This is a genomic window from Sphingomonas edaphi (genome assembly GCF_003583725.1).
GTDB lineage: Bacteria > Pseudomonadota > Alphaproteobacteria > Sphingomonadales > Sphingomonadaceae > Sphingomicrobium > Sphingomicrobium edaphi.
The window spans coordinates 134,182-160,701 of record NZ_QXTF01000003.1; the positions used below are offsets into that span (position 1 = coordinate 134,182).

At 61.3% G+C, this 26,520-nt stretch carries 23 protein-coding genes and 1 tRNA gene; 9 read left to right on the top strand and 15 right to left on the bottom strand.

Annotated elements, in window-relative coordinates; genetic code table 11:
- Window positions 1-40 precede the first annotated feature (40 nt).
- The 5 genes from D3M59_RS09935 to D3M59_RS09955 form a co-directional block, all read right to left on the bottom strand.
- Window positions 41-979, bottom strand: coding sequence for a hypothetical protein (locus tag D3M59_RS09935; protein ID WP_119533507.1), 939 nt, complete (start codon window positions 977-979; stop codon window positions 41-43).
- A 142-nt stretch (window positions 980-1,121) separates the two neighbouring features.
- On the bottom strand, window positions 1,122-2,306 hold the full coding sequence (locus D3M59_RS09940; protein ID WP_119533508.1) for an acetyl-CoA C-acyltransferase: 1,185 nt from the start codon (window positions 2,304-2,306) through the stop codon (window positions 1,122-1,124).
- A gap of 10 nt (window positions 2,307-2,316) precedes the next feature.
- Window positions 2,317-2,772 carry a MaoC family dehydratase gene (locus D3M59_RS09945; RefSeq protein WP_119533509.1) on the bottom strand — a complete coding sequence of 152 codons (456 nt, stop codon included), beginning with the start codon at window positions 2,770-2,772 and terminating at the stop codon, window positions 2,317-2,319.
- Window positions 2,773-2,839: 67 nt separating this feature from the next.
- The gene (locus D3M59_RS09950) at window positions 2,840-4,006 is read right to left on the bottom strand and encodes a mechanosensitive ion channel family protein (protein WP_119533510.1); all 1,167 of its coding nucleotides are present in this window, start codon (window positions 4,004-4,006) and stop codon (window positions 2,840-2,842) included.
- A 32-nt stretch (window positions 4,007-4,038) separates the two neighbouring features.
- A complete protein-coding gene (locus D3M59_RS09955; protein WP_119533615.1) occupies window positions 4,039-5,067 on the bottom strand; it encodes a DNA topoisomerase IB in 1,029 nt (342 codons plus the stop codon).
- Between the two features lie 83 nt (window positions 5,068-5,150).
- On the opposite strand from D3M59_RS09955, the gene D3M59_RS09960 reads away from it, so the two are divergent.
- Both D3M59_RS09960 and D3M59_RS09965 read left to right on the top strand, forming a co-directional pair.
- Complete coding sequence (locus D3M59_RS09960) at window positions 5,151-5,693, top strand: type 1 glutamine amidotransferase domain-containing protein (protein ID WP_119533511.1); 543 nt, start codon at window positions 5,151-5,153, stop codon at window positions 5,691-5,693.
- A 36-nt stretch (window positions 5,694-5,729) separates the two neighbouring features.
- Complete coding sequence (locus D3M59_RS09965; RefSeq protein ID WP_119533512.1) at window positions 5,730-6,200, top strand: hypothetical protein; 471 nt, start codon at window positions 5,730-5,732, stop codon at window positions 6,198-6,200.
- Between the two features lie 32 nt (window positions 6,201-6,232).
- On the opposite strand, the gene D3M59_RS12115 is transcribed toward D3M59_RS09965, so the two are convergent.
- A complete protein-coding gene (locus D3M59_RS12115) occupies window positions 6,233-6,406 on the bottom strand; it encodes a hypothetical protein (protein WP_158581996.1) in 174 nt (57 codons plus the stop codon).
- A 122-nt stretch (window positions 6,407-6,528) separates the two neighbouring features.
- Between D3M59_RS12115 and D3M59_RS09975 the strand changes: the two genes are divergently transcribed.
- The 5 genes from D3M59_RS09975 (at window position 6,529) to D3M59_RS09995 (ending at window position 15,870) form a co-directional block, all read left to right on the top strand.
- Window positions 6,529-6,732 (top strand): hypothetical protein, encoded by a 204-nt coding sequence (locus tag D3M59_RS09975; protein ID WP_119533616.1) that lies wholly within the window; start codon window positions 6,529-6,531, stop codon window positions 6,730-6,732.
- An 80-nt stretch (window positions 6,733-6,812) separates the two neighbouring features.
- Window positions 6,813-8,837, top strand: coding sequence for an autotransporter assembly complex protein TamA (locus D3M59_RS09980; RefSeq protein ID WP_119533514.1), 2,025 nt, complete (start codon window positions 6,813-6,815; stop codon window positions 8,835-8,837).
- Entirely contained in the window at window positions 8,837-13,006 is a 4,170-nt protein-coding gene (locus D3M59_RS09985; RefSeq protein ID WP_119533515.1) for a translocation/assembly module TamB domain-containing protein, read from the top strand. The genes D3M59_RS09980 and D3M59_RS09985 overlap by 1 nt, the downstream gene beginning before the upstream one ends.
- Before the next feature lie 88 nt (window positions 13,007-13,094).
- Window positions 13,095-14,600, top strand: coding sequence for a sodium/proline symporter PutP (putP, locus tag D3M59_RS09990; RefSeq protein ID WP_119533516.1), 1,506 nt, complete (start codon window positions 13,095-13,097; stop codon window positions 14,598-14,600).
- Window positions 14,593-15,870: an MFS transporter gene (locus D3M59_RS09995; protein ID WP_119533517.1), complete on the top strand. Its 1,278-nt coding sequence runs from the start codon at window positions 14,593-14,595 to the stop codon at window positions 15,868-15,870. The genes putP and D3M59_RS09995 overlap by 8 nt, the downstream gene beginning before the upstream one ends.
- 2 nt (window positions 15,871-15,872) lie before the next feature.
- Here the strand turns inward: D3M59_RS09995 and D3M59_RS10000 are convergent, their stop codons facing one another.
- The 4 genes from D3M59_RS10000 to D3M59_RS10015 all read right to left on the bottom strand — a co-directional run bounded on the left by D3M59_RS10000 (window position 15,873) and on the right by D3M59_RS10015 (window position 18,974).
- A complete protein-coding gene (locus D3M59_RS10000; RefSeq protein ID WP_158581997.1) occupies window positions 15,873-16,799 on the bottom strand; it encodes a PilZ domain-containing protein in 927 nt (308 codons plus the stop codon).
- An 88-nt stretch (window positions 16,800-16,887) separates the two neighbouring features.
- Window positions 16,888-18,300, bottom strand: a complete 1,413-nt coding sequence (gene glnA / locus D3M59_RS10005; RefSeq protein ID WP_119533519.1) for a type I glutamate--ammonia ligase — start codon at window positions 18,298-18,300, stop codon at window positions 16,888-16,890.
- 117 nt (window positions 18,301-18,417) lie between these two features.
- Window positions 18,418-18,627 carry a helix-turn-helix domain-containing protein gene (locus D3M59_RS10010; RefSeq protein ID WP_119533520.1) on the bottom strand — a complete coding sequence of 70 codons (210 nt, stop codon included), beginning with the start codon at window positions 18,625-18,627 and terminating at the stop codon, window positions 18,418-18,420.
- An 8-nt stretch (window positions 18,628-18,635) separates the two neighbouring features.
- The gene (locus tag D3M59_RS10015; protein WP_119533617.1) at window positions 18,636-18,974 is read right to left on the bottom strand and encodes a P-II family nitrogen regulator; all 339 of its coding nucleotides are present in this window, start codon (window positions 18,972-18,974) and stop codon (window positions 18,636-18,638) included.
- 131 nt (window positions 18,975-19,105) lie between these two features.
- Between D3M59_RS10015 and D3M59_RS10020 the strand changes: the two genes are divergently transcribed.
- Window positions 19,106-19,864, top strand: a complete 759-nt coding sequence (locus D3M59_RS10020; protein ID WP_119533521.1) for a phosphocholine cytidylyltransferase family protein — start codon at window positions 19,106-19,108, stop codon at window positions 19,862-19,864.
- Here D3M59_RS10020 and map read toward each other — a convergent pair.
- Complete coding sequence (gene map, locus D3M59_RS10025; RefSeq protein WP_119533522.1) at window positions 19,861-20,691, bottom strand: type I methionyl aminopeptidase; 831 nt, start codon at window positions 20,689-20,691, stop codon at window positions 19,861-19,863. The two genes, D3M59_RS10020 and map, sit on opposite strands and share 4 nt — an antisense overlap.
- Window positions 20,692-20,717: 26 nt before the next feature.
- Window positions 20,718-21,773, bottom strand: coding sequence for a DUF5694 domain-containing protein (locus D3M59_RS10030; protein WP_119533523.1), 1,056 nt, complete (start codon window positions 21,771-21,773; stop codon window positions 20,718-20,720).
- A gap of 182 nt (window positions 21,774-21,955) precedes the next feature.
- Between D3M59_RS10030 and D3M59_RS10035 the strand changes: the two genes are divergently transcribed.
- The gene (locus D3M59_RS10035; protein ID WP_119533524.1) at window positions 21,956-22,711 is read left to right on the top strand and encodes a competence/damage-inducible protein A; all 756 of its coding nucleotides are present in this window, start codon (window positions 21,956-21,958) and stop codon (window positions 22,709-22,711) included.
- 35 nt (window positions 22,712-22,746) lie between these two features.
- Here the strand turns inward: D3M59_RS10035 and D3M59_RS10040 are convergent.
- From D3M59_RS10040 to D3M59_RS10050, 3 genes are all read right to left on the bottom strand, one after another.
- Window positions 22,747-22,820: transfer RNA gene (locus D3M59_RS10040), tRNA-Gly, on the bottom strand.
- A gap of 107 nt (window positions 22,821-22,927) precedes the next feature.
- Window positions 22,928-25,564, bottom strand: coding sequence for a TonB-dependent receptor (locus D3M59_RS10045; protein ID WP_325048613.1), 2,637 nt, complete (start codon window positions 25,562-25,564; stop codon window positions 22,928-22,930).
- Window positions 25,565-25,771: 207 nt separating this feature from the next.
- Window positions 25,772-26,437, bottom strand: a complete 666-nt coding sequence (locus D3M59_RS10050) for a queuosine precursor transporter (RefSeq protein ID WP_119533525.1) — start codon at window positions 26,435-26,437, stop codon at window positions 25,772-25,774.
- Window positions 26,438-26,520: the final 83 nt, after the last annotated feature.

Genomic DNA, 26,520 nt, shown 5'->3' on the forward strand with positions numbered 1-26,520 from the left:
GAGCGCGGAAGGTGGGCGGAAAGGCCGCCTGACGCAAGCGTCAGGGGCAACTAGCCATTCGACGCAATGACGCTTCGACCCTAGCGCGGAGCTCAGGGCCCTTCCACTCCGCCATTTCGGTGAGGCTCTTTCCCTTGCCGAGGTCGCTCGCAACCCATTGGCCGAGCAGATAGCCGAACCGGGACGGAAGATTGGGGCTGAGCGGCTTGCCGCCGCTGAAGATGGGTCCATAATTGGCCCAGCCCTCGGAATCGAGCCGGGCAATCATTGCACAAGCTGCTTCCGCCTTATTTGCCTCAACTTTCGCGCGGATCGGTTCGGGAAGCACCAGGCCCAGCTCCGCATCGGTCGCGCCGGGGTTGAGGACTGCCGAGGCGTGCACGGCCAGCCCTTCCTGCCAAAGCGAGCACCACAGCCCTTTGCAGTCGCCGAAGCGCGGCGAGTGATAAAGGTGAAACAGTTCGTGATGGAGGAAGGTGCGCGGGTTGTTTTGTCCCTGGTACTGGGCAATCCCGTCGGCCGCGAAGAACAGATATTCTCGACCCGCGATGGTCCGCGACCCGCCGTCAAATTCGCCGAGGCTCATAACGAGATAAATGGGCTCATCTGCCGGAAGCGGGCCGATTGCACGGTCAAAGTCCCGAACCGCTGGCGCGAACGTCGACGCGAAGCTGTCGGCGACCCGGACTGCTGCGGCTCGGTCAGCGGACCAGCTTTCGAGCTTCTTCATCATAATGCCACGCACGAAGTCGCGTTGATCGCCGAAGCGCTCGAAGTCGTAAAACCCAGGAAGCGCGGTCGCGAAATGCTTCTGGATGGCGGCCCATTGTCGATCGACCGGCTGTCCCGCGAGCGGCGTGAGCAATTCGTCAAATTCATGCGCACGGTCAACCAGCTGAAGTTGCGAGCGCGCCGGTTGTGGCGAGGCGGTGGCGCAGGCGCCGAGGAGCGTGGCCAGCAAGAGGGGAAGGATACGCATGAAAGCTACTCGCCTTGGGTTGGAGGCCGTCACGGATGAACCCCGTGACGGCCAGTTTTTATCTTAGTGAGGTTGGTCGGCCTGCGGCTTTATTTCGCGCCTTCGGGCGGCACCTGTCGCGCCGCCCTCGACCCGCTCGATGCTAAAGTACCTCGAACAATCCGGCCGCACCCATGCCGCCGCCGATGCACATCGTAGTCACGACATAGCGAGCTCCGCGTCGCTTGCCTTCGAGTAGGGCGTGGCCCGAGAGGCGCGCACCGCTCATGCCATAGGGGTGACCGATCGAGATGGCGCCGCCGTTGACGTTAAGCAGGTCGTTCGGGATGCCGAGCTTGTCACGGCAGTAGAGCACCTGCACCGCGAACGCTTCATTCAGCTCCCAAAGGCCGATGTCGTCCATCTTGAGGCCGAAGCGTTCCAGCAGCTTCGGTACCGCGAAGACTGGGCCGATACCCATTTCGTCTGGCTCGGTGCCGGCGACAGCCATGCCGACATAGCGGCCAAGCGGTTCCAAGCCGCGCTTCTCGGCGAGCGTGGCGTCCATTAGGACACACGCAGACGAGCCATCACTGAGCTGGCTCGCGTTGCCGGCGGTGATGCTGGTGCCGGGGCCGAGGACCGGTTGGAGCGATTGCAGACCCTCGATCGTCGTGTCAGGACGATTGCCTTCGTCCTTGTCGATCGTGATCTCACGCTTGGAGACTTCGCCGCTTTCCTTGTCCTTGATCGTCATGGTGACGTTCGCAGGGACAATCTCGGCGGATAGGCGGCCTTCGGCCTGCGCGGCGGCGGTACGCTGCTGCGACTGAAGTGCATATTCGTCCTGCGCCTCACGGCTGATGCCGTAGCGCTGGGCGACCGTTTCTGCGGTGCCTAGCATCGGCATGTAGACGTCCTTGTGCATGGCGATCAGCGACGGATCGCCGCCAATTCGCATCTCCGGTGTCTGGACGAGGCTGATCGAGTCCTGGCCGCCGGCGGCTACAATATCCATTCGGTCGACGATAATCTGCTTGGCGGCGATGGCGATGGCCATGAGGCCCGACGCGCACTGGCGGTCGATGGTTTGGCCGCTGACGGTGACGGGGCAGCCGGCGCGGAGCGCGACTTGGCGACCGATGTTGCCGGCCTGCGTGCCCTGGGTGAGGACGGCACCCCAAACGACATCATCGATTTCGCCCGCCTCGATACCCGCACGTTCGATGGCAGGAGTGAGCGACAGGGCGCCGAGCGTTGCGCCAGGTGTAGCGTTGAACGCGCCCTTATAGGCTCGGCCGATCGGAGTGCGTGCTGTGGAGACGATGACGGCGTCGCGGACGGACATTGGAATTCTCCTAGGTGAAAATCAGGCCGAGCCACTGGGCAGTGAGGGCGGGGCGTTCCTCGCCTTCGATTTCGACCGTAACAGTATGCTTAAGCAGAAGCTGGCCCGGCGCCTTGTAGTCAACGGCGTCGAGCGTGAAGTGGCCGCGGACGCGCTTTCCCGAGCGCACCGGAGCGATGAAGCGCACGCGGTCGAGGCCGTAGTTGACCGCCATCTTTGCCGTGTCGGGAACCTGCATCACGTCGGCCGCCATGCGCGATAGCAGTGACAGCGAGAGGAAGCCGTGGGCGATCGTGCTGCCGAACGGGGTCTGCGCAGCAGCTGCGGGATCGATGTGGATGAACTGGTGATCGTCGGTCGCATCGGCAAAGGCGGTGATGCGATCTTGGCCGACCTCGATCCAACCGGACGCGCCGAGTGGGTGTCCCACTTTGGCGCGGATATCATCGAGGCTGGCGACGGGCATTTCGCGACGTTCCTAGGCCTGTCCCGAAGGCGCTGGCAAGTGCAGCCCGGGCGACGCTACGGCAAGCTTATTTGGATTTGCTCGGCGGCGCCCAAGGCATGACGAGCGTCCCGTCCGGCGCGGCGGTGAAGGTTGTTTGCGTCGGGTAGGCGAACTCGATTCCCTCGCGAGCGAAGATGCGCATGACGGAGGTGATGATCGCGGATTTATGCTTGGCGAGCACGTCGGCATCGCGGGTGCGATCATCATAGACCAACTCGCAGTCAATCGAGCTGGCGCCGAAGTTGAGGGCGACGCAGCGGACCAAACGGCAGCTCTTAACTTCACTGATTGCTTCATCGACAATCTCAGGGAGTCTGTCGATCGTGTCGGGTGAGGTCTGGTAGACCAAACCGAACGGCAGGGTGATGCGCCTGACCCGGGCATCTGCGATGTTGGTGACTTCCTGTTCAAGCAGCTTCGTATTGGCCATGATGACCTGCTCACCGGTGACAGCGCGAAGGCGGGTGGTCTTGAGGCCGATGCGCTCGACCGTGCCGACCGTAGAAGGTGCGGCCCCGTAGCGGATAACATCGCCGCGCCGGAACGGGCGGTCGAAGACAATGGCGAGGGCCGCGAACAGGTCCGAAAAAATGCCCTGCGCAGCAAGGCCGATGGCGATGCCGCCGATGCCAAGGCCCGCGACGAGCGCCGTGACGTTAACGCCCAGATTGTCGAGGATGACGATGAAGGCGATGGCGAAGGCGGCGACGCTGACCAGCACTCGGATCAGCGACATGGCGTTGCCCAGCGTGGAAGCGCCTGGATCTTCACCGACCCGGCTTCGGATCACGCCGAGAATGATCTCCCGAGCCCAGATCGCCACCTGCAACGCAGCAGCGACGATGAAAAGGATATCTGCCAGCCGCGCCAGCTTTGGCGGGACGGCCGCATAGCTGACGACGATTTCGATCGCCGCGGCGACCATGAAAAAGATGGTCGTCTTCGTCAGGACACTGCCGATGATGCCCCGCCAGCGTCGGCATTCAGGATCCCCGGCGAGCAACCGACCGCCAAGCGCCCGGACGATCAGCATCAGACCGACGATCCCGGCAGCGACTAGGCTGCCGATCATCAGGCCTTGGAGGTTGTCGCCGACCCAATCGATCAAGCCGACGACCGGAGCCGCGCTTTTCTGCGCAATGTCTCCGGTTCGTTCGGCAGCGGCATCGAGTGCGGAAGCGGGGCTGTTCATTTGGCGGTCAATGGCCAACGCGGGCCGACTGTTCAAGCCGCGGCCTTGCGGGCGGTGGCTTTGGCGCGGCGCCGCGAACGGCGCGGCTTGCGTTTCAAAAACTTGAGAAACCCGGTTTCGGCGCTGGTCAGACGGCGGCGCGCGCGGGGCCGCTTCATGCCTCGCAACGGGTCTTCAGGATCCTCTTGCAGCGCCTCAATCAGGCAGGGATGGACATAGCTCTTCCGGCTCATGGTCGGAGTGTTGCCGAGGGCCTCGGCCACAGGCTCGAGCACCGTTTTCAGGCTGATGCGCTTGCTTTCCGCTTTTTCGAGCAATTGTTCGAAAAAGATCACGCTGGCACCCCACGTACGGAAATGCTTGGCCGTAAAGTCGCTGCCGGTCGCTTCGCGGATATAGTCGTTAACGTCCGACGAGGTGACCGCTTTCGGCTCGCCATTGCCATTGAGATACTGGAAGAGGTGCTGACCGGGCAGGTCCTCGCACTTGCGGACAATGCGCTTCAGGTTGGCGTCGGTTACGGTGACCTCGTGGACGATGCCGTGCTTGCCGGTGAAGCGCATCTTCAGCTTGCCGCCGACCTTTTTAAGATGGCGGCTGCGCAGCGTGGTCGCGCCGAAGCTCTTGTTGGCCTTGGCATATTGTTCGTTCCCAACGCGGATATGTTCCTGGTCCAGCAGGCGAATGACCGCCGCGAGGACCGTATCCCGCTCGAGCTTGCGCTTTTTCAGGTCCTTTTCGACGCGTTTGCGAAGTTTGGGGAGAGCTTCGCCAAATTCTCTGCAATTGTCGTACTTCGAGGCATCCCGCTTCGATCGGTAGTCGGCATGGTATCGATATTGCTTGCGGCCGCGCGCGTCCTTGCCTGTCGCCTGGATGTGGCCATTCGCGTCCTTGCAATACCAGGCATCGGTATATGCGGGGGGGAGGGCGATTGAGTTGAGGCGGTCGATTTCGTCGCGGTCGGTGACGCGGTCACCCTTCTCGTCGAAATATTGCCAGTAGCGGCCATGCCGCTTGCGCGTATAGCCCGGCTCGCCGTCGGAGCTGTGCCGAAGCATCTTTTCTGACCCTCCATCGTTGGTCGAGCGATAAAGGATGGGGCGCCAAGCGGTTCCGTCCACGTCCAGCACAGGAGCAAAACATGCCGGCGATTGCCGAAACGAAGATCTTGATCGTAGCCACCAACCGCTTTGAGGAAAGCGAACTCTTTGGGCCGCGTGAAATCCTGATGGAACGTGGAGCGTCCGTGACCCTGGCCTCGCCTGACCTCGATGAAATCATGGGTACCGTGCATGATGAGCCTGGCAAGAGGATCAAGCCGGACATGGCGCTTGATGACGTCAGAGCCGCGGATTTCGATGCCCTCCTGCTCCCGGGCGGGGTGAGCAATCCGGACCAGCTTCGCATGAACGAAGATGCTGTGGGTCTCGTTCGCGAATTCGCAAATAGCGGTAAGCCCGTCGCCGCAATCTGCCATGGGCCTTGGCTGCTCGTTGAAGCCGACGTGCTTAGAGGCCGCAAGGCAACTAGCTGGCCATCGATTCGGACCGACCTTAAGAATGCCGGTGCCGATGTCGTTGACGAGGAAGCCGTCACGGACGGTAATATCGTGACGAGCCGCAAACCAGAGGATGTGCCCGCTTTCACGGAGGCGCTGATCAAGCTCGTCGAGGCGCGCGCTTAAACTCGCTGCTAACTTATTGCCGATAGTGCGGTCCCCATGACGACGGGACAAAAGCCGCATCCGATCGAAACTTCAGTAGAATGGTTGGCCGCAGCCGCACTGGCGTCGGCTACCTGTTGGTCTGTTTGGGCTCTAACAGCGCTGCCGGTCGCGGCCGTTGCCGGGGCAATCGTGACTGCGATCGTGAGCAAGCTGATACTTGCAGCTATTGGACGGTCGTCGACCCAAGCAATCGCGGCCGCTTTTGTGCCGGTCGCCTTTGAGGAAGCGACCTTCGCCGATGAGCTGCTGCTCGACGATCCCTTGATCAGCATCGATCCGGATTCGCGCGTGGTTCGGTTGTTCGAACGCCCGGACGCGACGCCCGGCGAGCTCGTAACGAGAATTTCAGATTTCCTTGGGGAACGCGCGGCACCGGTATCTGCCCAGGTTCCAGAATACAGCCCAGTGGATGCGAGCGCAGCCCTGCACGCTGCGTTGGCAAATATCCGTGCTTCGCTGCGCTAAGCGACACCCGTAATTGCAATACGACCAAGCCTTCAGCCTTTACGCCGGTCGATCGCCCAAACAGCCAGGCTGAAAAAAGCACCAATTCCAAAGCCTACAAGCATCCATAAGATCGGCTCACCCCGGTAGGCGCCATAGATCGCGCCGAGAACCGGGCCAAGAAAGAGGAAAATGCCGCCTGAGGCAGGCGTACGGCTTTTTGTCATGGCCATCCCATGCCCGCCGCTGGCACTGACGGCAAGAAGATCGACAAGATGGTTACCGACTTGTTGACCGCGTCTATGCCCCGAAACGCAAGGAGCGTCAGTTTAATCGTGACGGCATGGACATGCCTTTCATTACTGGACGTAAAGCGCTGGCTGACGCCGCGCTATTGATCGAAACCTACGGCGATAATGCCGGGTTCGAAGCGGCCGCTCGCGCTGAAAGCAGCCGCGATAACGGTAATGTCATTCGCTTTTGCCATTGGCGGCAGATCGAACGGGTCATCGTAACGCTGACCGAACAGGAAGTCCGCGGCACCATCCACTAGGCCGAACCGGCCGGAAAAAGCGCCGTCCCGCACGCGCGCGGGAGGTGGCGTCTCCGAATGCGCATGCTAGGCTGAGCGCGATGGGTAAGCGTCGCACCGGGCGGGGAGCCGCGACAAAATGGCTTGCAGGCTGTGCCGGGCTGGCGCTCGGCGCTGCGCCCTTGTGTGCGCAGCAGCCACCTCAGCCCATTGACCCGGCCGAACTGGACCCATCTGCCCCGCTTGATCCCATGCCCGACCTCGGGGTGGAGTGGCCGGACCTGAATGCGCCCGATCCAGCGCCGCCGCCGGAAGTCGAAGGCGTCGCGCCAGAAACGGCTGAGCAAGCAACAGCCGAGGCAGCCGAGGGCGTCGAAGATGCGTCGGCGTCCCGGCGCTACAGCTGGACCCTGTCCGGTATCGACAACCTTGAGCGGGCGGAGGCCATCCGCGAGAATTTTGAAAAACGGTCGGCGCTGGAAGCGGACAAGGATGACGAAGCCAATGCTGCCCAGGTCGACCGCCGGGCGCGAGCGGACGCCGAATTGTTGGCCGAATTGCTGCGCAGCGAAGGCTATTACGACGCAGAGGTCGAACCGCGCATCGATGTCGGGGCCGCAGGACTTCAAGTCGAACTGGCTGCTCAGGCAGGCCCGATTTACCGGTTCGAGAGCGTTGAACTCCCGGGCCTCGATGCGGCCGCAGGCAATGAGGCAGCGAAACTGCGGGCTGCGTTTGCGGTGAAGGCGGGTGACCCGGTCGTCGCGCAGAATGTCATCGATGCCGGTGTCGCGCTACAGGTTGCGCTCGGCGAACGCGGCTTTGCGACGGCGAAGGTTGGTGAGCAGGACATCGTCGTCGATCATGAACAGCAGGTGGCGCGGCTGGTCTTGCCAGTGACGCCGGGACCCGTGGCGCGATTTGGCCAGGTCAGCGTGAGCGGACGGCCGCCTTTTTCGTCTCGTCATGTACAGCGCATCGCAAGGTTCCGGCCCGGCGACCGCTATGAGCGGAGTGAAGTCGACGATTTGCGCCGGGCGCTGGTCGCCACTGGGCTGGTCGCTGCGGTGGACGTGCAACAGGTGCCCCGTGAGGAGGGGCAGGTCATTGATCTTGCGATCAAGCTGGATCCCGCGCCGATGCGGACGATCGCCGGCGAACTTGGTTACGGGACCGGCGAGGGCCTTCGCGCTGAAGCGAGCTGGCAGCACCGCAATTTCTTCAATCCTGAAGGTGCTCTCACGCTTCGGGCAGTGGCGGGAACGCAGGAGCAGTTGGCTGCGGTGTCGCTGCGCCGGAACAATTGGCTTCGGCGCGATCAGGTACTGAATGCACAGGCGCTGACGAGCCATGTGGACCGCGATGCCTACGAGGCGAAAACTGCTTCGCTTTCCGTGGGCTTCGAGCGGCAAAGCAATTTCATCTGGCAAAAGAAATGGACGTGGAGCCTTGGCGCCGAGCTGGTCGCGACCGACGAACGCGACACGATCGAGGCGACGGGCGAACCGAGACGCCGGACCTTCTTCATCGGCGCGATCCCGGCGAGCCTTGGCTACGATGGCAGCGACGACCTGCTAAACCCGGCCAAAGGCTTCCGGCTGCTGGGCCGCCTGAGCCCGGAAGTCAGCTTCCAGGGCGGAACATTCACTTATGCGCGAACTCAGATTGATGCGAGCGCGTATCACCCCGTATCCGACACCGTGGTCGCGGCTGGTCGGGTCCGGCTCGGTTCCATTCTGGGCGCAGGACTGGACGATATCGCGCCATCACGGCGCTTCTATGCGGGCGGCGGCGGGTCGGTTCGCGGCTATGGCTATCAACGGCTAGGGCCGCGCGACATCGACGGCGATCCGATCGGCGGGCGCAGCCTTGCCGAGTTCAGCCTTGAAGCCCGCGTGCGCCTGAAGGCGCTGGGCGGCAATTTCGGGATCGTGCCGTTTATCGACGGTGGCACCCTGTCCACCGAGACGCTGCCGGACTTCAAGGACTGGCAGATCGGTGTCGGCCTCGGCGCGCGCTATTATTCCAGCTTCGGTCCGATCCGCCTGGATGTCGGGACGCCGCTCAACCCGCAGAAGGGTGACGGGCGGATCGCCGTTGTCGTCAGCCTGGGCCAAGCCTTCTAATGGCCGAAGCGGTCGTCGAAACCGGGGCGGGCGGCGAACCCATCATCGTCAGACGTCCCCGTCGTTGGGGCAGGCGGCTAATCAACGAATTCCTAGTTCTTCTGGTCGTGCTCGCGGCCTTGCTGGCTGGGGCGCTGGTGTTGCTCGACACGGCGCCGGGTCATCGCTTCATCGTGGACCGGATATCCCAGTTGGAGACCGCGACAGGCCTCCGAATAAAGATCGCGCGGATCGAAGGGTCAATTTACGGCGAAGCGCGACTGAGGGGCGTCGCTGTCAGTGATCCACAGGGCGTGTTCTTGACCAGTCCCGAGATCACCGTCGACTGGGCGCCCGGCGCCTGGCTCTATAACAGTCTCCACATCGACCGGCTGGAATCGCGATTGGTCCGATTGCAACGGTTGCCGAAGCTTCGTCCGACCGGACGTGACCGACCGCTACTGCCGGATTTCGACATTCACATTGGTCGGCTGAAGATCGACCGGCTGGAATTGGCCAAAGCCGTGACTGGTACCGCAAGGGTCGGCAGCCTTGCCGGTGAAGCGGATATCAGGGCTGGCCGAGCGATGGTCGGCTTACAGCTGGCAATGCTGGACGGCGATCGAATGGCGGCCAAGATCGACGCGGAGCCGGATCGTAACCGCTTCGACATTGATGTGCGTGCGATCGCACCCGCCGACGGTCTCATCCCGGCGATTACCGGAATCAAGCGGCCGATTGACCTTACCATCGGAGGTGACGGCAGCTGGACCCGGTGGCGGGGTAGCGCAAAGCTCCTGGTTGCTCGGCGATCTGCAGCGGATCTCGTGCTGGCAGCGGACAGTGGCCGTTATCGCCTGTCGGGCCTGGTTGCGCCGTCGCCGTTTCTCAAGGGCAGGCTGCAGCGGCTGACTGCGCCATTGGTGAAGGTGAACGGCAACGCGACCTTTGTTGAGCGTGTGCTGGATGGCGAACTATCAATGGCGTCGCCCGCGCTTCGTGCCGTGGCACGCGGCAAAGTCGACTTCGCGCAAGGGCGTTACGAGGCCCTTCGGCTGGGCGCCGACCTGCTTCGCCCGCCAGCGCTGTTCCCCAACATGACAGGCCGCAACGTTCGCTTGGTCTGGACCCTCGACGGGCCGATGGATCGGGCGGATTATGCCTATCGCCTCGCAAGTCCCCAGGTCGCATTCGACAATACCGGGTTCGTCGATGTCCGGGCGGAGGGCCGCGGCAAGCTGTCTCCTTGGCCGATGCGGGTCCCATTGTTGCTTCGAGCTCGGGCGATCACCGGGGTCGGCGACGTGGCAGGCGGAATCCTCGCCAACATAAGCCTGAAGGGCATGCTGTCGATCACGCCTCAACTGGTACGCGGTGAGAAACTGGAACTGCGCAGCGCCAGGCTGAACGGCATCATGTCGTTGCTGATCGACCTCAGGACCGGCCGGTTTGATGTCGCAATCTCTGGTGGGATGAAGCGATATCTGATTCCCGGACTTGGGGTCGTCGATATTGAAACCCAGCTGCAGGTCGTGCCCGGTCCTGGCGGGAAAGGCTCGCGGGTCATCGGCAAGGCGCAGGCGTGGGTCCGGCGGCTGGATAACACGTTCTTCGCGGGCCTGACGGGTGGCTTACCGCGCCTCACGACCGACCTCGAACGCGGAACGGATGGCATTCTGCGACTGACGAACCTCCAGCTCTATTCGCCCAAGCTGCGGCTATCGGGGCAGGGGATTCGGCGGCGCGACGGCACGTTCCTGATCGAGGCGCGCGGTAACCAGGCTCAATATGGACCGTTGCGCCTTCGCCTCGATGGGCGGATCGAACGGCCCAAAGTCGAGCTTTTCCTCGAGCGGCCAAACGAGGCGCTTGGCATTCGCGACATGCGGCTGTTCCTCGATCCGACGGCACAGGGATTCGCTTATCGAGCAAATGGTCAGTCGAGGTTTGGCCCGTTCACATCCAATGGAGCGATCCTGCTGCCTCGCGGCGGACGAGCGACGATCAACATAGCAGCGCTGGATGTCGCCGGGACGACCGCTCGCGGCGCGCTTCGTGCCGATCCGGGCGGATTCAGCGGGCAGTTGCGTCTGGCAGGCGGATCACTTGCAGGGACATTGGACTTTGCGCCAGCCAGCGGGGCGCAAAAGATCGAGGCGCACTTGACCGCGACCAATGCCACTCTCCCTGACCTGACGGTGCGATCAGGTCGGCTCGACGGCACGATCATTTTGGCTGACGGCCGGACCACGCTCGACGGCGTGCTGAACGCGCGCGGACTGACCATGAGCGGCATTACGCTGTCACGCGTCACGGCCAACGCGAAGCTGGTGAATGGCAGCGGACAAGTTCGCGCGGCCCTCGCTGGCACGCGGCGAACGGCGTTTGAGATGATAGCACTGGCCAATGTCACGCCGGACCGCATCAGTGTAACCGGCCGAGGACTGCTCGACCGCAGGCCGCTGACACTTGAGAGTCCAGCGGTGCTGACCAAGGTTTCCGGCGGTTGGGAAATTGCGCCGACGCGCATAAGGTTTGCGGGAGGGCGAGGGACGTTGGCTGGACGCACCGGCAACCGCCCGGAGCTTCGCGCCGACATCGAGGCAATGCCCCTTCAGCTGCTGGATATAGTCTGGCCGAAGGCGGGGCTCGGTGGGATTGCGAGCGGTCATATGGAGTATCGCTGGGACGGGCAGCCTTCGGGCCGCGCCAACTTGCGGGTGCGCGGCTTGACGCGGGCGGGGCTGGTGCTTGCTTCAAAGCCGATCGACATTGGACTGAATGCCGTCCTTGATGGCGGAAAGGCGGCCATGCGCGCGGTGGCCGTAAGCGACGGCAAGACCATCGGCAGAGCCCAGGCGCGGTTCTCCCCGCTGGGCCGCGGACCAATCGTGGCTGAGCTGATGAACGCGCCCATGCTGCTGCAGCTGCGTTACGCTGGTCCGGCGGATACGCTTTGGCGGCTATCGGGAGTCGAAATTTTCGACCTGTCTGGACCGGTGTCGATCGGCGCTGACATCAGCGGCCGGCTGGTCGATCCGCAAATCAGGGGATCACTGCGATCCAACGGCGCTCGCATCGAGAGCGCGGTGACCGGCACCGTGGTCGAACAGATCAACGCTGCCGGCGTCTTTAACGGATCTCGCCTGGTCTTTCGCCAGATTGGAGGCACGACGCCGGGCGGCGGTTCGGTCAGTGGCAGTGGCGTCATCGATTTTTCTGGCGGTAAGGCAGGTCTGGATCTCAATTTTCAGACAGACCGGGCGCGTATCTTGGCGCGCGACGACATAGCAGCGACGGTCACCGGCCCGCTGGCGATCAAGTCGAGCGGGGAGGGTGGTACAATCAGCGGCCAACTCCGCCTCAACAGCGGCCGCTTCACGCTGGGTCGGGCGAGCGCTGCGGCGTCCGTTCCGCAACTCCAGGTCCGCAATGTCGGCGTTGATCCGGCTGAGGAAATTGAGATTCGGCAGCTCGCGCCATGGCGATTGAATCTGGATGTCGCAGGCGGTGAGTTGACGGTCCGGGGATTGGGGATCGATAGCCGCTGGACTACTGACCTGAAAATCGGAGGGACGGCAGACGCCCCCCGATTCACCGGCCGGGCCGATCTAATCCGTGGCGATTATGATTTTGCCGGCCGAAACTTCCGGCTTCAGCATGGGGTGATCCGCTTCCGCGGCGAAAGCCCGCCTGACCCGCAACTGGATATCCGGGCAGAAGCGCAGGTCCAAGGGTTGGATGCCAGCGTGATCGTCGGTGGAACGGGTCTTCGCCCCGAAATCCGCTTCGCCAGCGTTCCGCAATTGCCACAGGACGAGTTGCTGTCGCGCATCCTGTTCGGAACGTCGATTACCAACCTGTCGGCGCCAGAAGCACTGCAGCTTGCCTCGGCAGTCGCTGCGCTACAGTCGGGATCGGGTAACCTCGATCCGATCAACGCGGTTCGCCGCGCGGTTGGCTTGGATCGCTTGCGTATCCTGCCAGCGGATGTTGCAACTGGCCAGAAAACTGCGCTTTCTGCTGGCAAATATATTGGCCGGAAGCTGTTCGTGGAGGTGATTACCGACGGGCAGGGCTATTCCGCGACACGCATCGAATATCAGGTGACGCGCTGGCTCTCGCTGCTATCTTCCATCTCGACCATCGGCCGTACGAGCGCGAACGTGCGCGTATCCAAGGATTATTGAATCGATCAAATTTGCGCCCCATTGGGCGATGGGGCCAGATAATCGAACGTGGCAACTTGCTCGATTGAGACTGTGAAGGGGGAGCGTCTTGGAAACAGGCGTAGTTATTTCGCTGGCGGCGTACTTCATCGCGATGCTGGGTATTGGGCTGTGGGCATGGAAAAAATCGACCGACAGCATTGACGGCTACCTGCTCGGCGGACGCCAGCTGTCCGCGCCGGTTGCCGCTCTTTCCGCGGGCGCCTCGGATATGTCGGGCTGGTTGCTACTTGGGCTTCCGGGGGCTGCGTTTGTAGCGGGCTTGAGTGCAAGTTGGATTGCGATTGGCCTAGTTGCAGGCGCCTTCCTCAATTACATCATCGTCGCGCCGAGACTGCGCGTGCAGACGGAACTCACTGGCGACGCGATTACCATTCCTGACTTCTTCGAGAAGCGGTTCGAGGATCGAAGCCATCTCCTGCGCATCATCGCATCCGTCGTAATCGTTGTCTTCTTCACTCTGTACACCTCCGCGGGGATGGTCGCGGGAGGAAAGCTCTTCGAAAGCGCATTTGGCTCCGACTATTCGCTCGGCCTCTGGCTGACTGCCGGCGTCGTCGTGGTGTACACATTGTTTGGTGGCTTTCTCGCGGTGAGCCTCACTGATTTCGTGCAGGGCTGCATCATGTTTGTCGCGCTGGTCCTGCTACCTGTCGTCGCCTTCTCGCAGCTTGGCTGGGAGTTCACCGGCGAACTAGCAGCGGCAAAACCGGGCGCGTTCGACATGATGGCGGGCCTCACGACGCTAGGGGTGATTTCCTCGCTAGCCTGGGGACTGGGTTACTTTGGCCAGCCTCATATCATCGTTCGCTTCATGGCAGTCCGGTCGGTCCGCGATATCCCGGCAATGCGCAATATTGGTATGAGCTGGATGATTGTCGCTTTGATCGGCGCGGTCGCTACCGGCGTAGTGGGCGCAGCATACGTGATCCGCACTGGCACTCCGCTGGAAGACCCCGAGACGATTTTCATCCTGTTGGCCGAAGCACTCTTTGATCCCTTGATTACCGGCTTTCTGTTGGCTGCACTTCTCGCTGCGATCATGAGCACGATTTCATCGCAGTTGCTGGTATCGTCGAGTTCGCTGACGGAGGATTTTTACCGAATCTACCTGAATCGTACTGCCTCTCAGAAGCAATTGGTGATGGTCGGGCGCGTTTGTGTCCTCGCGGTAGCATTGGTGGCTATCCTGCTGGCTTATAATCCCGAGAACACCATCCTCGGCCTGGTCGCAAATGCCTGGGCGGGATTTGGAGCTGCGTTTGGACCGGTCGTAATTTTGTCGCTCACATGGAAGCGTCTCACCCGTAATGGCGCGCTCGCGGGCATTCTGGTTGGCGCTGCGACAGTCCTGTTCTGGATCTACGCACCTGTCCTTGCCGACGGCGCGGTCTTGAGCACCGTTGTTTACGAGATTGTGCCCGGGTTCCTCCTCGGAGGACTCGCAGCGATCCTCGTTAGCGTGGCAGGAAGTCCCCCTCCGGCAAAGGTCGTGGAAACCTTTGAGCGCAACGAGAGTGAGCGTCTGACACAGCGCGCGCCCCCTAATGTCTAGTCGGCAGCGACTTACAAACATTGTCGGGGGATCCGCGGGCAATCTCGTCGAGTGGTTCGACTGGTATGTCTACGCGGCCTTTGCGCTGTACTTCGCGCCCAGCTTCTTTCCGGAGGGCGACCAGACAGCGCAGTTGATGTCGACGGCAGCGGTGTTCGCCGTCGGCTTCATCATGCGGCCGATCGGAGCCTGGGTGATGGGCATTTATGCCGATCACAAGGGGCGCAAGGCAGGCCTGTCGCTATCGGTCAGTCTGATGTGCCTTGGGTCGCTCGCGATTGCCGCTGCGCCGACCTATGCGCAGGCCGGTCTTCTGTCCCCCGCTATCCTGGTCGCCGCGCGCATGGTGCAAGGCCTTAGCCTCGGCGGCGAATATGGGTCGAGTGCGACCTATTTAAGCGAGATGGCAGGCCGGGAACGGCGCGGCTTCTGGTCCAGCTTCCAATATGTGACCCTGATCGCCGGGCAGCTGTTCGCGCTGGCGCTTCTTCTACTCTTGCAGGCGACGATGAGCGAGGCCGCGCTCGAGGGCTGGGGATGGCGCATCGCCTTCGTGATCGGCGCGGTGCTGGCCGTCGTCGTCTTTATCATCCGCCGTCGGCTGACCGAAACTGAAAGCTTCGCCAATGTTCAGGCGCTAGGCGCGGACCGGCCAAAGTCGAGCGGGACGAACCTGTTTCGCGATCATCCGCGGGAGGCGTTTCTTGTCATGGCGTTGACCGCAGGCGGCACACTCGCCTTCTACGCCTACACGACCTACATGCAGAAATACCTGGCCAATACAGTCGGCTTTGACCGGGAAACGGCATCGCGGATCATGACGGCGGCCTTGGCGCTGTTCATGCTCCTTCAGCCGCTGGCCGGGCTGCTTAGCGACCGCGTCGGACGCAAGCCCGTGATGATCTTCTTCGGGGCGGCGGGCATGGTGCTGACCTGGCCAATCTTCACGACGCTAGAGACGACACGCGATCCGCTCGCTGCATTCGGTCTCGTAATGCTGAGCCTGGTAATCGTCACCGGCTACACATCAATCAATGCTGTAGTGAAGGCGGAGCTGTTTCCTGGTCATATCCGCGCGCTTGGAGTGGCGCTTCCTTATGCGATCGCCAACACTCTATTTGGCGGAACGGCCGAATATGTTGCCTTGGCCCTGAAAGACGCAGGGCATGAGCGCTGGTTCTATATCTATGTGTCCGTCGTGATCGGACTGAGCCTCATTACGTACGCGACAATGCGCGACACTAAGAAAACCAGCCTGATTGCGGAATAGGCCTAGCGCTTGAGAAAGCCTTCAAGGTCTTCGCGGAGATCTTCGAGCGAACTGCGCTGCCAGCCCTCGGCCCAAGGATTGTCGTGGTCTGCGCTGATCTGTCCGGGACCGGGGCGGGTCCATTGATCGTGAGCAACTTCGGGTTTGGCAGAAACCAGCGCTCTCAGGTCGAATGGCTTGTCGAAGGCGAGACCAGCCTTGTCCCCGCACGACCAGCCGACCCGCGCGAAATGCTGTCCGCCCTCGCCAAGATCGAGGAGAACCTTCGCCCCCTCGGGGTACGACACAGGGCATTCGATCAGCGCGCCATTTTCGGAGATGTTGCGTAAGCGAACCCGCTCGCTGCAATGATTGTAGAGGATATGCGCCATCCAGATCAGCGGGTGGCGGCGTTCGGTACGGCGGGAATTGACGACGCTGTCGTCGCTGTCCTTCTTCGCCTCGGTTGGCAGCTGAGCTGGCGTAGAAGTCACCACCACATCGGGAAAGCTGCGGCGAATGACATCGAGCAGCAATGCGTCGCGCACTTCCGGATCGCAGTCGATGCGGGTCTCGTGAGCGAATTCGAGGCCGACGCGATCCTCCCGGATCCAGCGGACGGCGCATTCGATGGCGGCGCCTTCTCCAAGCATCAGGTCAATGCGGTCCCACAGGCGCGGACCGAAGTCGGCGCGGATCATGGCTCCGCCGCCAGACAGGTTGATCAGATCGACCGGACGCGTCTTTCCCTTGTAGAGGGCCGAAGCGGTTTCGTGATCGAGGCGGTGGCGATCATCGTCGCGCTGGTTGTGGCTGCGGTGTTCGTTGCGCGGCACTTCGACCGAGGAAAGACTATCGGTCTCGGCTCCGCGCCCGTTCTTTGCGCGAACCAACGGATCCGTCGAATGAAGGCCTTTCCCCGAAAGGATGGCCGACCGGAAGCTGTTCATCGATGTGACCTCGCACGCCATGGCCCGAAGACCATGACGTGCAAAGGGTTACGATCCGGTAACCAGCGGCGTTATTTGGCGTTGTCGCTTACGACGAATAATACATGTCGAATTCGACCGGCGACGGCGTGGTTTCCCAGCGCATCACTTCCTCCCACTTCAGGTCGATGTAAGCGTCTATCTGGTCGTCGGTGAAAACATCGCCCTTGGTCAGGAATGCGCGGTCGTTACCGAGAGCGACCAGCGCTTCGCGAAGAGAACCGCAAACCGTCGGTACATTGACGAGCTCCGCCGGCGGCAGGTCATAGAGGTTCTTGTCCATGGCATCGCCGGGATGGATGCGGTTCTGAATGCCGTCGAGGCCTGCCATCAGCAGGGCAGCGTAGGCGAGGTAGGGGTTGGCCATCGCGTCAGGGAAGCGGAACTCGACGCGCTTCGCCTTCTCGCCTGCGCCGTAAGGGATACGGCACGAGGCCGAACGGTTGCGGCTGGAATATGCAAGAAGAACCGGCGCCTCAAAGCCCGGAACTAGGCGCTTGTAGCTGTTGGTGGTTGGGTTGGTGAAGGCGTTCAAGGCGCGGGCGTGCTTGATGACGCCGCCGATGAAATAGAGCGCCATCTCGCTGAGCCCGGCGTAGCCATTGCCAGCGAACAAGGGCTTGCCGTCCTTCCAGATCGACATGTGGGTGTGCATGCCGCTTCCGTTGTCCTGCGCGATGGGCTTCGGCATGAACGTTGCGGTCTTGCCGTACGCATGGGCGACCATGTGGACGACATATTTGTAGACCTGCATGCGGTCTGCGGTCTCGACGAGCTTTCCATAGGTCAAACCAAGCTCATGCTGGGCCGCTGCGACTTCATGGTGATGCTTGTCGCAGGGCAGCCCCATTTCGAGCATGGTCGAGACCATTTCGCCGCGAATGTCGACGGCGCTGTCGACAGGGGCGACTGGGAAATAGCCGCCCTTGGCGCGCGGGCGGTGAGCAAGGTTTCCGCCCTCATACTCGCGGCCCGAATTGCCCGGCAATTCGACGTCGTCCAGTTTGAAATACGACGTCGCGTAGCTGTCTTCGAAGCGAACGTCGTCGAACATGAAAAATTCGGCTTCGGGTCCGACGAAGACGGTGTCGCCGATGCCGGTTGCCTTCAAGTAGGCCTCTGCGCGCGTCGCGGTCGAGCGCGGGTCGCGGCCGTAAAGCTCACCTGTCGACGGTTCGACGATGTTGCAGACCAGGATGAGCATCGGGGTAGAGGCGAAAGGATCGACGAAGGTCGCGCTGAGATCCGGCATCAGGATCATGTCGCTCTCGTTGATCGCCTTCCAGCCAGCGATCGACGACCCGTCAAACATAAACCCGTCGGTTAGCATGTCCTCGTCGATGATCGAGGCGACCATGGTGAGGTGCTGCCACTTGCCCTTGGGATCGGTGAACCGCAGATCGACATATTCGATCTCGTTTTCCTCGATCATTTTCAGAACTTCAGCAGCTGCATTCGCCATGGTTTCGACTTTCGCTCGACGGAAAAAAGAATCGCCTCTGGCGCAACGGCCTCAGAGATTGGCGATACGGATTCCAGCGGCGAGCGGCGAAGTCACGACGCTTGTGAACTTTTCACCTCAAAAGGCGCGGCGTTGGGCGGCGACGAGCATCCTTAGCAACATTGCCACCGGGCGAGGCACGCCAACCTTACCTTCAAGCCACAGGCTCACGGCCGATCGGCTGACTCCAATTGCATTGGCGAGGTCATTTTGCGTCCGATAGCCGAGCTTGCGCATATGGGCGCGCAATTCGTCCGGCGACATGGAGGCAAGGCGGGGGTCACTCATGGCAGGTATCAGATAGCGTCCTGGCCTCGGTCGCCTGTACGAATGCGGATGGCCTGCTCGATCGGCAGGACAAAGATCTTGCCATCTCCGATCCGGCCAGTGCGCGCGGCATTTTCGATCGCTTCTACGGTCCGGTCGGCGAGGTCGTCCTCAACCACGACCTCAACCTTCACCTTGGGAAGGAAATCGACGACATATTCGGCGCCGCGGTAGAGTTCGGTATGGCCCTTCTGGCGGCCGAAGCCCTTCACCTCCGTCACGGTGATACCGGAGACGCCTACTTCGTGAAGGGCGTCCTTCACATCGTCCAGCTTGAACGGCTTGATGATGGCTTCGATCTTCTTCACGTCGCGCGTCCCCTTTGATGGCCCATCATAGCCGCAGGATGCGGCAAAGCGCCACAGCCGGGCGATGGAATCTGGACGAGTGAGTGTCACTGTCAAATCTCTGCCGCAATTGGCGCGCAGTCGGGTGAGGCATGAAAAAGGCGATCATTCTTTCGGCGGGGCAGGGCTCGCGCCTCGGACACCTCACCGACGACAGGCCGAAGTGCCTGATCGACTTCAATGGCCGTACCCTGCTCGACCGTCAGCTCGATGCCTTGGCAGCCAATGGCGTCGATGAAGCCGTGGTGGTTACGGGCTTTCGGGATGACCAGATTGAGGCGGCGCTCGCGGCGCGTGGCGAACGCGGCCCGAAGGTGCGGACGGTATACAACCCGTTCTACAAGGTGGCCGATAATTTGGGCTCGCTCTTTGTGGCGCTCGCTGAGCTTACTGGCGACGTCCTCGTTTGGAACGGCGATACACTCGTTAGCGAGGAGCTGATGGCCCGGGTGGTCGGAAATGACCGACAGGGCATATGCGTATCGATCGATCGCAAGGACAGCTACGACGAAGACGACATGAAGGTTGTTGTCGATGAGGAAGGCCGGCTTCACGCCATTGGCAAGCGCCTTGAGATGAGCGACGTCAACGCGGAGTCCATCGGTCTGCTCGCCTTTCGCGGCGACGGCTCGACCGTATTCGCGAAAGCCATTGAGCGGGCGATCCGCACGACTGAAGGTACGACGATCTGGTATCTTCGCGTGATCCACCAGATTGCGCAGGAAGCGCCGGTGTGGACACTCGATATCAACGGCCATGAGTGGGGCGAAGTGGACTTCCCCGAGGACGTCGACGCTGCCCGAGAACTTACCTCGCGCTGGGATGCGGCCCGCGAGGCCAGGGCAGCCTAGGCGTAAGGCGGACTGTCGAACCCTTTGGGGCTTTTCGTGAAGACTTCGTGGCCGTCCTCCGTGATCCCGATCGAATGTTCGAACTGGGCGGACAAAGAGCGGTCCCGGGTTACGGCCGTCCAGCCATCATCCAGTAATTTGACGTCCGCTCGGCCGATGTTGATCATCGGCTCAACGGTAAAGAACATGCCCGGGCGAAGCTCTGGCCCAGTGCCGGGACGCCCGGCATGGATGACTTCAGGGCTGTCGTGGAACAGGCGGCCGAGCCCGTGGCCGCAGAAGTCGCGAACCACTCCGTAACGATGCTTTTCCGCATGGCTTTGGATTGCATGGGAAATGTCGCCCAGCCGGTTTCCGGGCTTGGCCTGCTCCAGCCCCAGCATCAGGCATTCATAGGTCACGTCGACTAGTTTGCGCGCTTTTAGCGGTACGTCTCCGACTAGGTACATCCGGCTCGTATCGCCGTGCCAGCCATCGAGGATTGGTGTCACGTCGATGTTGACGATATCGCCATCCTTCAGTGCCTTGTCGCCAGGAATGCCGTGGCACACCACGTGGTTGATCGAGGTGCAGCAGCTTTTCGTGTAGCCGCGATAACCTAGCGTCGCCGGAACGCCGCCCGCCTCTACCGTCATTCGATGGACGATCGCGTCGATTTCCCCGGTCGTGACGCCGGGAACCACATGCGGCACCAGCGCGTCGAGAATCTCAGCCGCAAGACGGCCGGCTCGGCGCATCCCTTCAAAACCTTCTGGACCGTGAAGCTTGATTACTTGGCTGCGGGGCTCGGCTCGGTCTTCAGGCCCGACGTGAATATATTCGGTCATGGCCCGGATATAGTGACCCAAGCGACTTAGCGCAAAGCACTGGCCGCATCGATCACTTCAACATCGGACATCATGCCCATGAGGGCGTCATACCAAGGCTTGTGACTGGAGCCGACGATATTGAGCACGCGTACGCCTGGCTGAGTGACAAAGCTTTGCCGCACGTTCGCGGCCATCCGGAGGTTTCGCACCTCCCACCAGCCGACATAATGGCGGCCGAACAGCTCCCGGCCAGGTGCGGAAAGCGCGCCGCCAAAATCGCCTCGAATTTGTGCCTCTTGTGCGCCTGCAGCATTCAACTTGCGGTAGTAGGCAAGGGTCGATTTGGCATCGGTCATTGAAGCAATGTCACCTTGATATGCTTGGAACAGCGGCGTTTCGCGAAATCCCTCGAACCTTGCCGCCTGAGCCTTGCCGAAGGCTTCGGGTTCATTCGCCAGTGCAGCGTCGGAAGAATGATCGTCTACAAGATAGACGCGTTCTAACCCGAGCCGGGCAGCGAGGGCAGACGCTACATCGTAATTCTCGTTCTTCTTCCCGTTGTCGCGCCGCAGGATACCGAGCATTTTCTCGTCAATGCCGTCCCCAACGCGGCGCTCGGAGGGCGGCAGCCTCAACCACTGCACCTGCGCCGACGGGCGGTCGCCGGCGGCAAGAAACAGCATGGCTAGACGACGTCGCTGGGTCGCCAATGGAGCGGCAGGCCAGGAGTCCAACGTTTTGCGGATCTCAGCATTTGCGGCGGCGGTGGAGAAACCCGTGACTTTCTCGATATCCGCAAGGTCCCAGCAATAGGTTTCAAACGCGTCCGAATAGACATCGGGATTTGCCTTCATCATCGCGCATTGTTCGCCGGCGACAGCCTCGATCGTTATGATCTGGGGTCGGTATGCCGCCAGCTTGTCTAGTAGGGGCGTAAGCCAATCTGAGCTGAAGTTTTTCACCTCACTCAGATGAAATGTCCCAAGTGTCAGGACCTTCGTGCGCTGCCCGGTAACCGGCGGACTGTCCCCCAGCGGGCCGCCCGCATTGGCTGCAGCCGGTAGAAATAGGGCGGTAATCGCGAGAATAAGTTGGCGCATTTTACGAATCTCTCCGTGTTATGCAGATAATACAGTAGATAGGAAGAATTTCGAGTGGCGAATGTTGCGGTTAGGCGATGCGGCGCTACCGTTGGTCGAGGCGACGTTACCAAAGCTGAAATTGGGCGTTTCCTCGGGGAGAGCGTTGCCCTGATGGCCTTCCAGCACTGGGAAAAGTACTGATGACCAAGAAGGTTTGGACCGCTGGCCTGGCAATCATCGGCGACGAAATCCTGTCCGGGCGCACCCAAGACAAGAACATCGCGCAAATCGCGTCCTGGCTGAACGTCCAGGGCATCCGCTTGGCTGAGGTGAGAATTGTTGCCGATGTGGAGGAGCGCATCGTCGAGGCGGTCAATGCACTTCGCGAGCGCTACGACTATTGTTTCACGACTGGTGGCATAGGGCCCACCCATGACGATATCACGGTTGATGCTATTGCCAGCGCGCTCGGCGTGCCCGTTATCGTGCACCCCGAGGCTCGGGCAATTTTGGAACGCTACTACGCCGACAAGGGCGGGCTGAACGAGGGCAGGTTGCGGATGGCGCGCGTGCCGGAAGGCGCCAAGCTCATTCCCAATCGCATGTCAGGAGCGCCGGGGATCAGAATCGGCAATCTCTTCCTGATGGCCGGGGTTCCTCACATCACCGCCGGAATGCTGGATGCGCTGACTGGCCAACTGGAAGGCGGACGTCCGCTGGTTTCCGCAACCGTCGGCGCCTTTGCTCCGGAAAGCGAAGTTGCTGAGCTCTTACGAGAAAGCGAGCGTGCGGAGGACGGCATCTCGATCGGCAGCTATCCCTTTTTCAAGGATGGCCGGGTGGGCGCCAATTTTGTTGTGCGGTCCGAAGACGAGGATCAGGCGAACAGGGTCGCCGCTAGTCTGGCCGGGAAGCTCAGCGAGGCCGGCTACGAACCGGTTGAGGGCGGCATCTAGTTCAGGGCTGTCGCCAGTCTAGGGAGTGGATCGGCTGGAGCGGGTAGCGGGAATCGAACCCGCGCGTTCAGCTTGGGAAGCTGACAGGCTACCATTACATCATACCCGCCCGTAGCGGACCGCCGATTGCCACAGGGTATTGGAGGGGTCAACGCACTCATGAAAAAGGGCGCCGCTCCGAAGAGCGACGCCCCAATTCATTTCCGTCGAACGACTTTAGAAGCCGACGTTGAACGTCACGCTAACGGTGCGAGGCGCACCCATCTGGACGAACGGAATGCCGCTGGAGCTCGACTCGCTGTAGAAGCCTGACGAGCTAACCGGCTGGTTGGAGAACCCGCCGAAGCCACCAGCATAAAGCTTGTCGAACAGGTTGTAGACGTTCAGCTGGATGTACGTCTTGTCGAGATCGGCAGCGAACGCACCCATGTTCAGGCGCGCGTCCATGTTAACCAGCCAATAGGCCGGAACCTTGGCAGGGAAGATCTCGCGAACTTCGTTACCAACCGACGGGCTGGTCGTGTCGCCGAAGAACACCGGCTGGTTGTTGTCGTAGACGTAGCGGGGACCGGTCCGCTTTGCAGTCAGGCCAAAGGAGAACCCCTGAACCGGCTCAACGCTGAACGAGGTGCCGTAGGTGTACTTCGGCGAACCAGCTTCCCGGTTACCCTTGGTGAAGGCGCAGCTCCGGGCGATATCCAGGTCGGTCGCCGTTCCCGGGATGTTGTCGCAATCGGTGATGCCACCGAATTCGCCGACGATCAGGTTATTCTTGATCTTCGACTTGTTCCACGAACCGAACACGTAAGCAGTCAGCTGCGGAATCGGCTGGTAAGCGATCGAGCCGTCGATGCCGTACTTCTCGACTGAACCCAGGTTACGGAAGATGCGCTGATCGAGCTCGGCGTCATAAGCCTCGGCGATGCGGTTCTTGAAGCTCGTGTGCCAAGCCGACAACTGGGCCTGGATCTTTGAGCTACGGTAACGAACGCCACCGTCGATCGTATCGGTCGTTTCCGGCTTGGGCTTTGCGGCCGCTTCGTCCCGGTCAAAATAGAAGCTGTTGTAGAGGTTGTCCGTGCTCGGCACCGACAGGCCCTTGGCATAGCTCACAAAGCCCGAGATCTGCGGAGTGAAGTCATAGACCACGCCTACGTTCGGCAGGAACTTGGAATACTTGAATACGCGGCGCTGGGGCGGCGACCAGGACGAATTGAGGTCAACCGCATCTTCGTCGATCGAAGCAACCTGGCCCGAGCATTCCACGAAGCCCGAAGCCGAAGAGGTCGCGCAGAAGTTCTCAAGGTCGCGCTTGAAGAAAGGCAAGCGCGCGCCGACGTTCAGCGTGAGCCTGTTATCCAGGAACTCGCCGCGATATTCCGCCGCAATCTGGTTAAGGATCGCGTAGGATTGACGGTCTCGCTTCTGAACGACCGCGCCATCGGCAGTCAGGATCGGATCATCGACGGGGAAGACATCGACCGGTTCGCCGTTGTCGCGAACATATCCGATCTGGCCCGTCTGCCGGTGGTTGGCGTGGTCACGGGTGAAGGTCGCACGGACCGTGTGATCGTCATTGATCTCATAGCGCAGGCCGCTGATCACCGTGTAGCGGCGGGTGCGGGTCTGGCTCGGCGTTAGAACAGTGACGGTGTCCAGGAGATCGCCGTCGCCATTCAGATCGATACCGACATACGGATCGCCCCCGAAGTAGCCGTACTCGCACTGAACAGTAGCGCTCTCCGGAGTTGTCGAGCAGTTCGACCGTCCGCCTGTCGGATTAAGGTCGTAGCCGTATTCGCGAGCGGTGTCGGTGCCGCCGCCATTGGCCTTGGTGTACTGGAAACTCGGATCGACCGTGAGCGTCAGGCCCTCGGCGAGGGTGAAGCGGGAGTTGCCACGGAAGTTCCAGCTGTTCGACGGATTGTAGCGACGGTCAAATTCCGTACCGCAGCTGTTGGCAGCATCGGCTGCACCTGCTTGGGGTGCGTCCACCGTGCACGGATAGTTGATGTCATACTCGCGCTCATCGCGGCTCGTCGGGAAGCCTTGGTTCGGTTCACGGTCAAGACGAAGCGGAACAGAGCCGAAGAAGTTGTTGCGGTCCCGATTGTAGCGGCCAGCGACCGAAACGAAGTCGCCGTTTGCGCCGATCGGCTGATAGACCTTCGCATTGAGCTGCGTGCGGTCCATCTTCCCGTAGTTGTTGAACGGGTTGTCGTACTTGGACGTGCTGCCGGCGATGAATGCGCGGGTGCCTACCGAAGTAAGCTCGCCCGTGTCGATCATGCCGAAGAAGCGGCGATAATCATACTGGCCGAGCGATGCGCTGAAGCGGCCGCCCAGTTCCTTGCCCGGGTTCCGGGTGCGCTGGTTAATCGTGCCGCCGACTGCCGAAGCGGTCGGGGAGTCGACGTCGGTCGAGCCGAGGTTGACGTTGACCTGCTCGATCAGTTCCGGATCGATCGAGAAGTTCGAATAGATGTTGTAGTTACCACTGTCGTTCAGCTGGATGCCATCGAGCGTGTAGCTGATCCGCGTGGAATCAAATCCGCGGATGGTAAGCGTGCCGCCGGCATTGCCGTAAGCGTCATTGTTCTGGAAGCTGACGCCCGGAACGATATTGATCGTGTCGAGCACAGTCTGGCCGGGGCCGCTGCGCGAAATCATTTCCTGCGTCACGACGGCCTTGGCCTTCGGAGCATCCGGAGTCTGAACGCCGCCCACATCCTGGGTGCGCGTGCCGGTGACGACAATGACTTCCTTTTCGAAGTCGACCGAGCCGGTGGACTGGGCGAAGGCGGCGGTCGGCATCACGACGGCCGTCGAGCAGAGCAGAATCAGTTTTTTCACGGAACACCCCAAAAATGAACAGTGCGAACGTCGAATCAGACGGGCAGGGCGGCGTTTGGGGGGCGAATAAGACAAAAAGGTGACCACCCGCGAAGGGCATCACCTTTTCCCTGATCACCGTTGTGAGAAATCCCCACCCCATCGCGCCTCCCCGCGCGACTCGGGATGCCCTAGAGCAAAATTGGCCTGAATTAACAAGCCAGTCAGTTAGGCCGGCCGGGCATCCAGTCGGCGACCGATGCCAACGAGCAACATAATCACTAGGGGAACGAAGACGATTGACAGTACGACCTTGGCCAAAGCCTGGCCAAGGATGAGATCGCCGATTGGGCGAACGCCGAAGAAGGCGACGGTGATGAAGATCAGCGTATCGACGATCTGGCTCAGCACGCTCGCGATCGCGGCGCGAACCGCCACCAGCTTGGTCGCGCCTGTCGAAAGCTTGGAAAACAGGAAAACGTTGAGACTCATCGACACGCCGTAAGCGATGATGCCGGCTGCCATCAGGCGCCAGCTTTGACCGAGGATAATCGGGAAGGCCTCCTTGGCGGGCTCATACATGCCTTCATCGGTCGGCAGTTGGATGACGATGTAGGACAAGACAATTGCGGTCACGAGCGGCACGAAACCGAAGCGCACCAGGCTGTTCGCCGTGGTCCGCCCGTAAAGCTCGGCAACCGCGCTGGAGATGGATACGAGCAGCAGGAAGGCAAAGATGCCCGCTTCCACAGCGAGCGGCCCAAGTGCGACCTGCTTGGCTCCCAACACCCCGGCCAGCACGGTCATGCCGCCATACAGCAAGCACAGCGCAAAAAGGCCGGTGGGAATCTTCGGAGCGGCAGTCGCGGCGGCGACGGTGTCGGTATCGGTCATGGGCGCGAAGGCCTAACGGCTTTGCGATTGCCCGCAAGTGATTTCATGTTTGACCCGCTTATCCTGCAACGCTAGGCGGGCGC

Bases quoted from the DNA above. Each gene is read 5' to 3' on its own strand.
- D3M59_RS12115 (WP_158581996.1), bottom strand. From the start codon at position 6,406: ATGACAAAAAGCCGTACGCCTGCCTCAGGCGGCATTTTCCTCTTTCTT.
- D3M59_RS09995 (WP_119533517.1), top strand. From the start codon at position 14,593: ATGTCTAGTCGGCAGCGACTTACAAACATTGTCGGGGGATCCGCGGGC.
- D3M59_RS09945 (WP_119533509.1), bottom strand. From the start codon at position 2,772: ATGCCCGTCGCCAGCCTCGATGATATCCGCGCCAAAGTGGGACACCCA.
- D3M59_RS10020 (WP_119533521.1), top strand. From the start codon at position 19,106: ATGAAAAAGGCGATCATTCTTTCGGCGGGGCAGGGCTCGCGCCTCGGA.
- D3M59_RS09950 (WP_119533510.1), bottom strand. From the start codon at position 4,006: ATGAACAGCCCCGCTTCCGCACTCGATGCCGCTGCCGAACGAACCGGA.
- D3M59_RS09980 (WP_119533514.1), top strand. From the start codon at position 6,813: ATGGGTAAGCGTCGCACCGGGCGGGGAGCCGCGACAAAATGGCTTGCA.
- D3M59_RS09940 (WP_119533508.1), bottom strand. From the start codon at position 2,306: ATGTCCGTCCGCGACGCCGTCATCGTCTCCACAGCACGCACTCCGATC.
- D3M59_RS09935 (WP_119533507.1), bottom strand. From the start codon at position 979: ATGCGTATCCTTCCCCTCTTGCTGGCCACGCTCCTCGGCGCCTGCGCC.
- glnA (WP_119533519.1), bottom strand. From the start codon at position 18,300: ATGGCGAATGCAGCTGCTGAAGTTCTGAAAATGATCGAGGAAAACGAG.
- D3M59_RS10000 (WP_158581997.1), bottom strand. From the start codon at position 16,799: ATGAACAGCTTCCGGTCGGCCATCCTTTCGGGGAAAGGCCTTCATTCG.
- D3M59_RS10030 (WP_119533523.1), bottom strand. From the start codon at position 21,773: ATGCGCCAACTTATTCTCGCGATTACCGCCCTATTTCTACCGGCTGCA.
- D3M59_RS09965 (WP_119533512.1), top strand. From the start codon at position 5,730: ATGACGACGGGACAAAAGCCGCATCCGATCGAAACTTCAGTAGAATGG.
- D3M59_RS10010 (WP_119533520.1), bottom strand. From the start codon at position 18,627: ATGAGTGACCCCCGCCTTGCCTCCATGTCGCCGGACGAATTGCGCGCC.
- D3M59_RS10035 (WP_119533524.1), top strand. From the start codon at position 21,956: ATGACCAAGAAGGTTTGGACCGCTGGCCTGGCAATCATCGGCGACGAA.
- D3M59_RS09955 (WP_119533615.1), bottom strand. From the start codon at position 5,067: ATGCTTCGGCACAGCTCCGACGGCGAGCCGGGCTATACGCGCAAGCGG.
- D3M59_RS09960 (WP_119533511.1), top strand. From the start codon at position 5,151: ATGCCGGCGATTGCCGAAACGAAGATCTTGATCGTAGCCACCAACCGC.
- D3M59_RS09985 (WP_119533515.1), top strand. From the start codon at position 8,837: ATGGCCGAAGCGGTCGTCGAAACCGGGGCGGGCGGCGAACCCATCATC.
- D3M59_RS10050 (WP_119533525.1), bottom strand. From the start codon at position 26,437: ATGACCGATACCGACACCGTCGCCGCCGCGACTGCCGCTCCGAAGATT.
- D3M59_RS09975 (WP_119533616.1), top strand. From the start codon at position 6,529: ATGCCTTTCATTACTGGACGTAAAGCGCTGGCTGACGCCGCGCTATTG.
- map (WP_119533522.1), bottom strand. From the start codon at position 20,691: ATGACCGAATATATTCACGTCGGGCCTGAAGACCGAGCCGAGCCCCGC.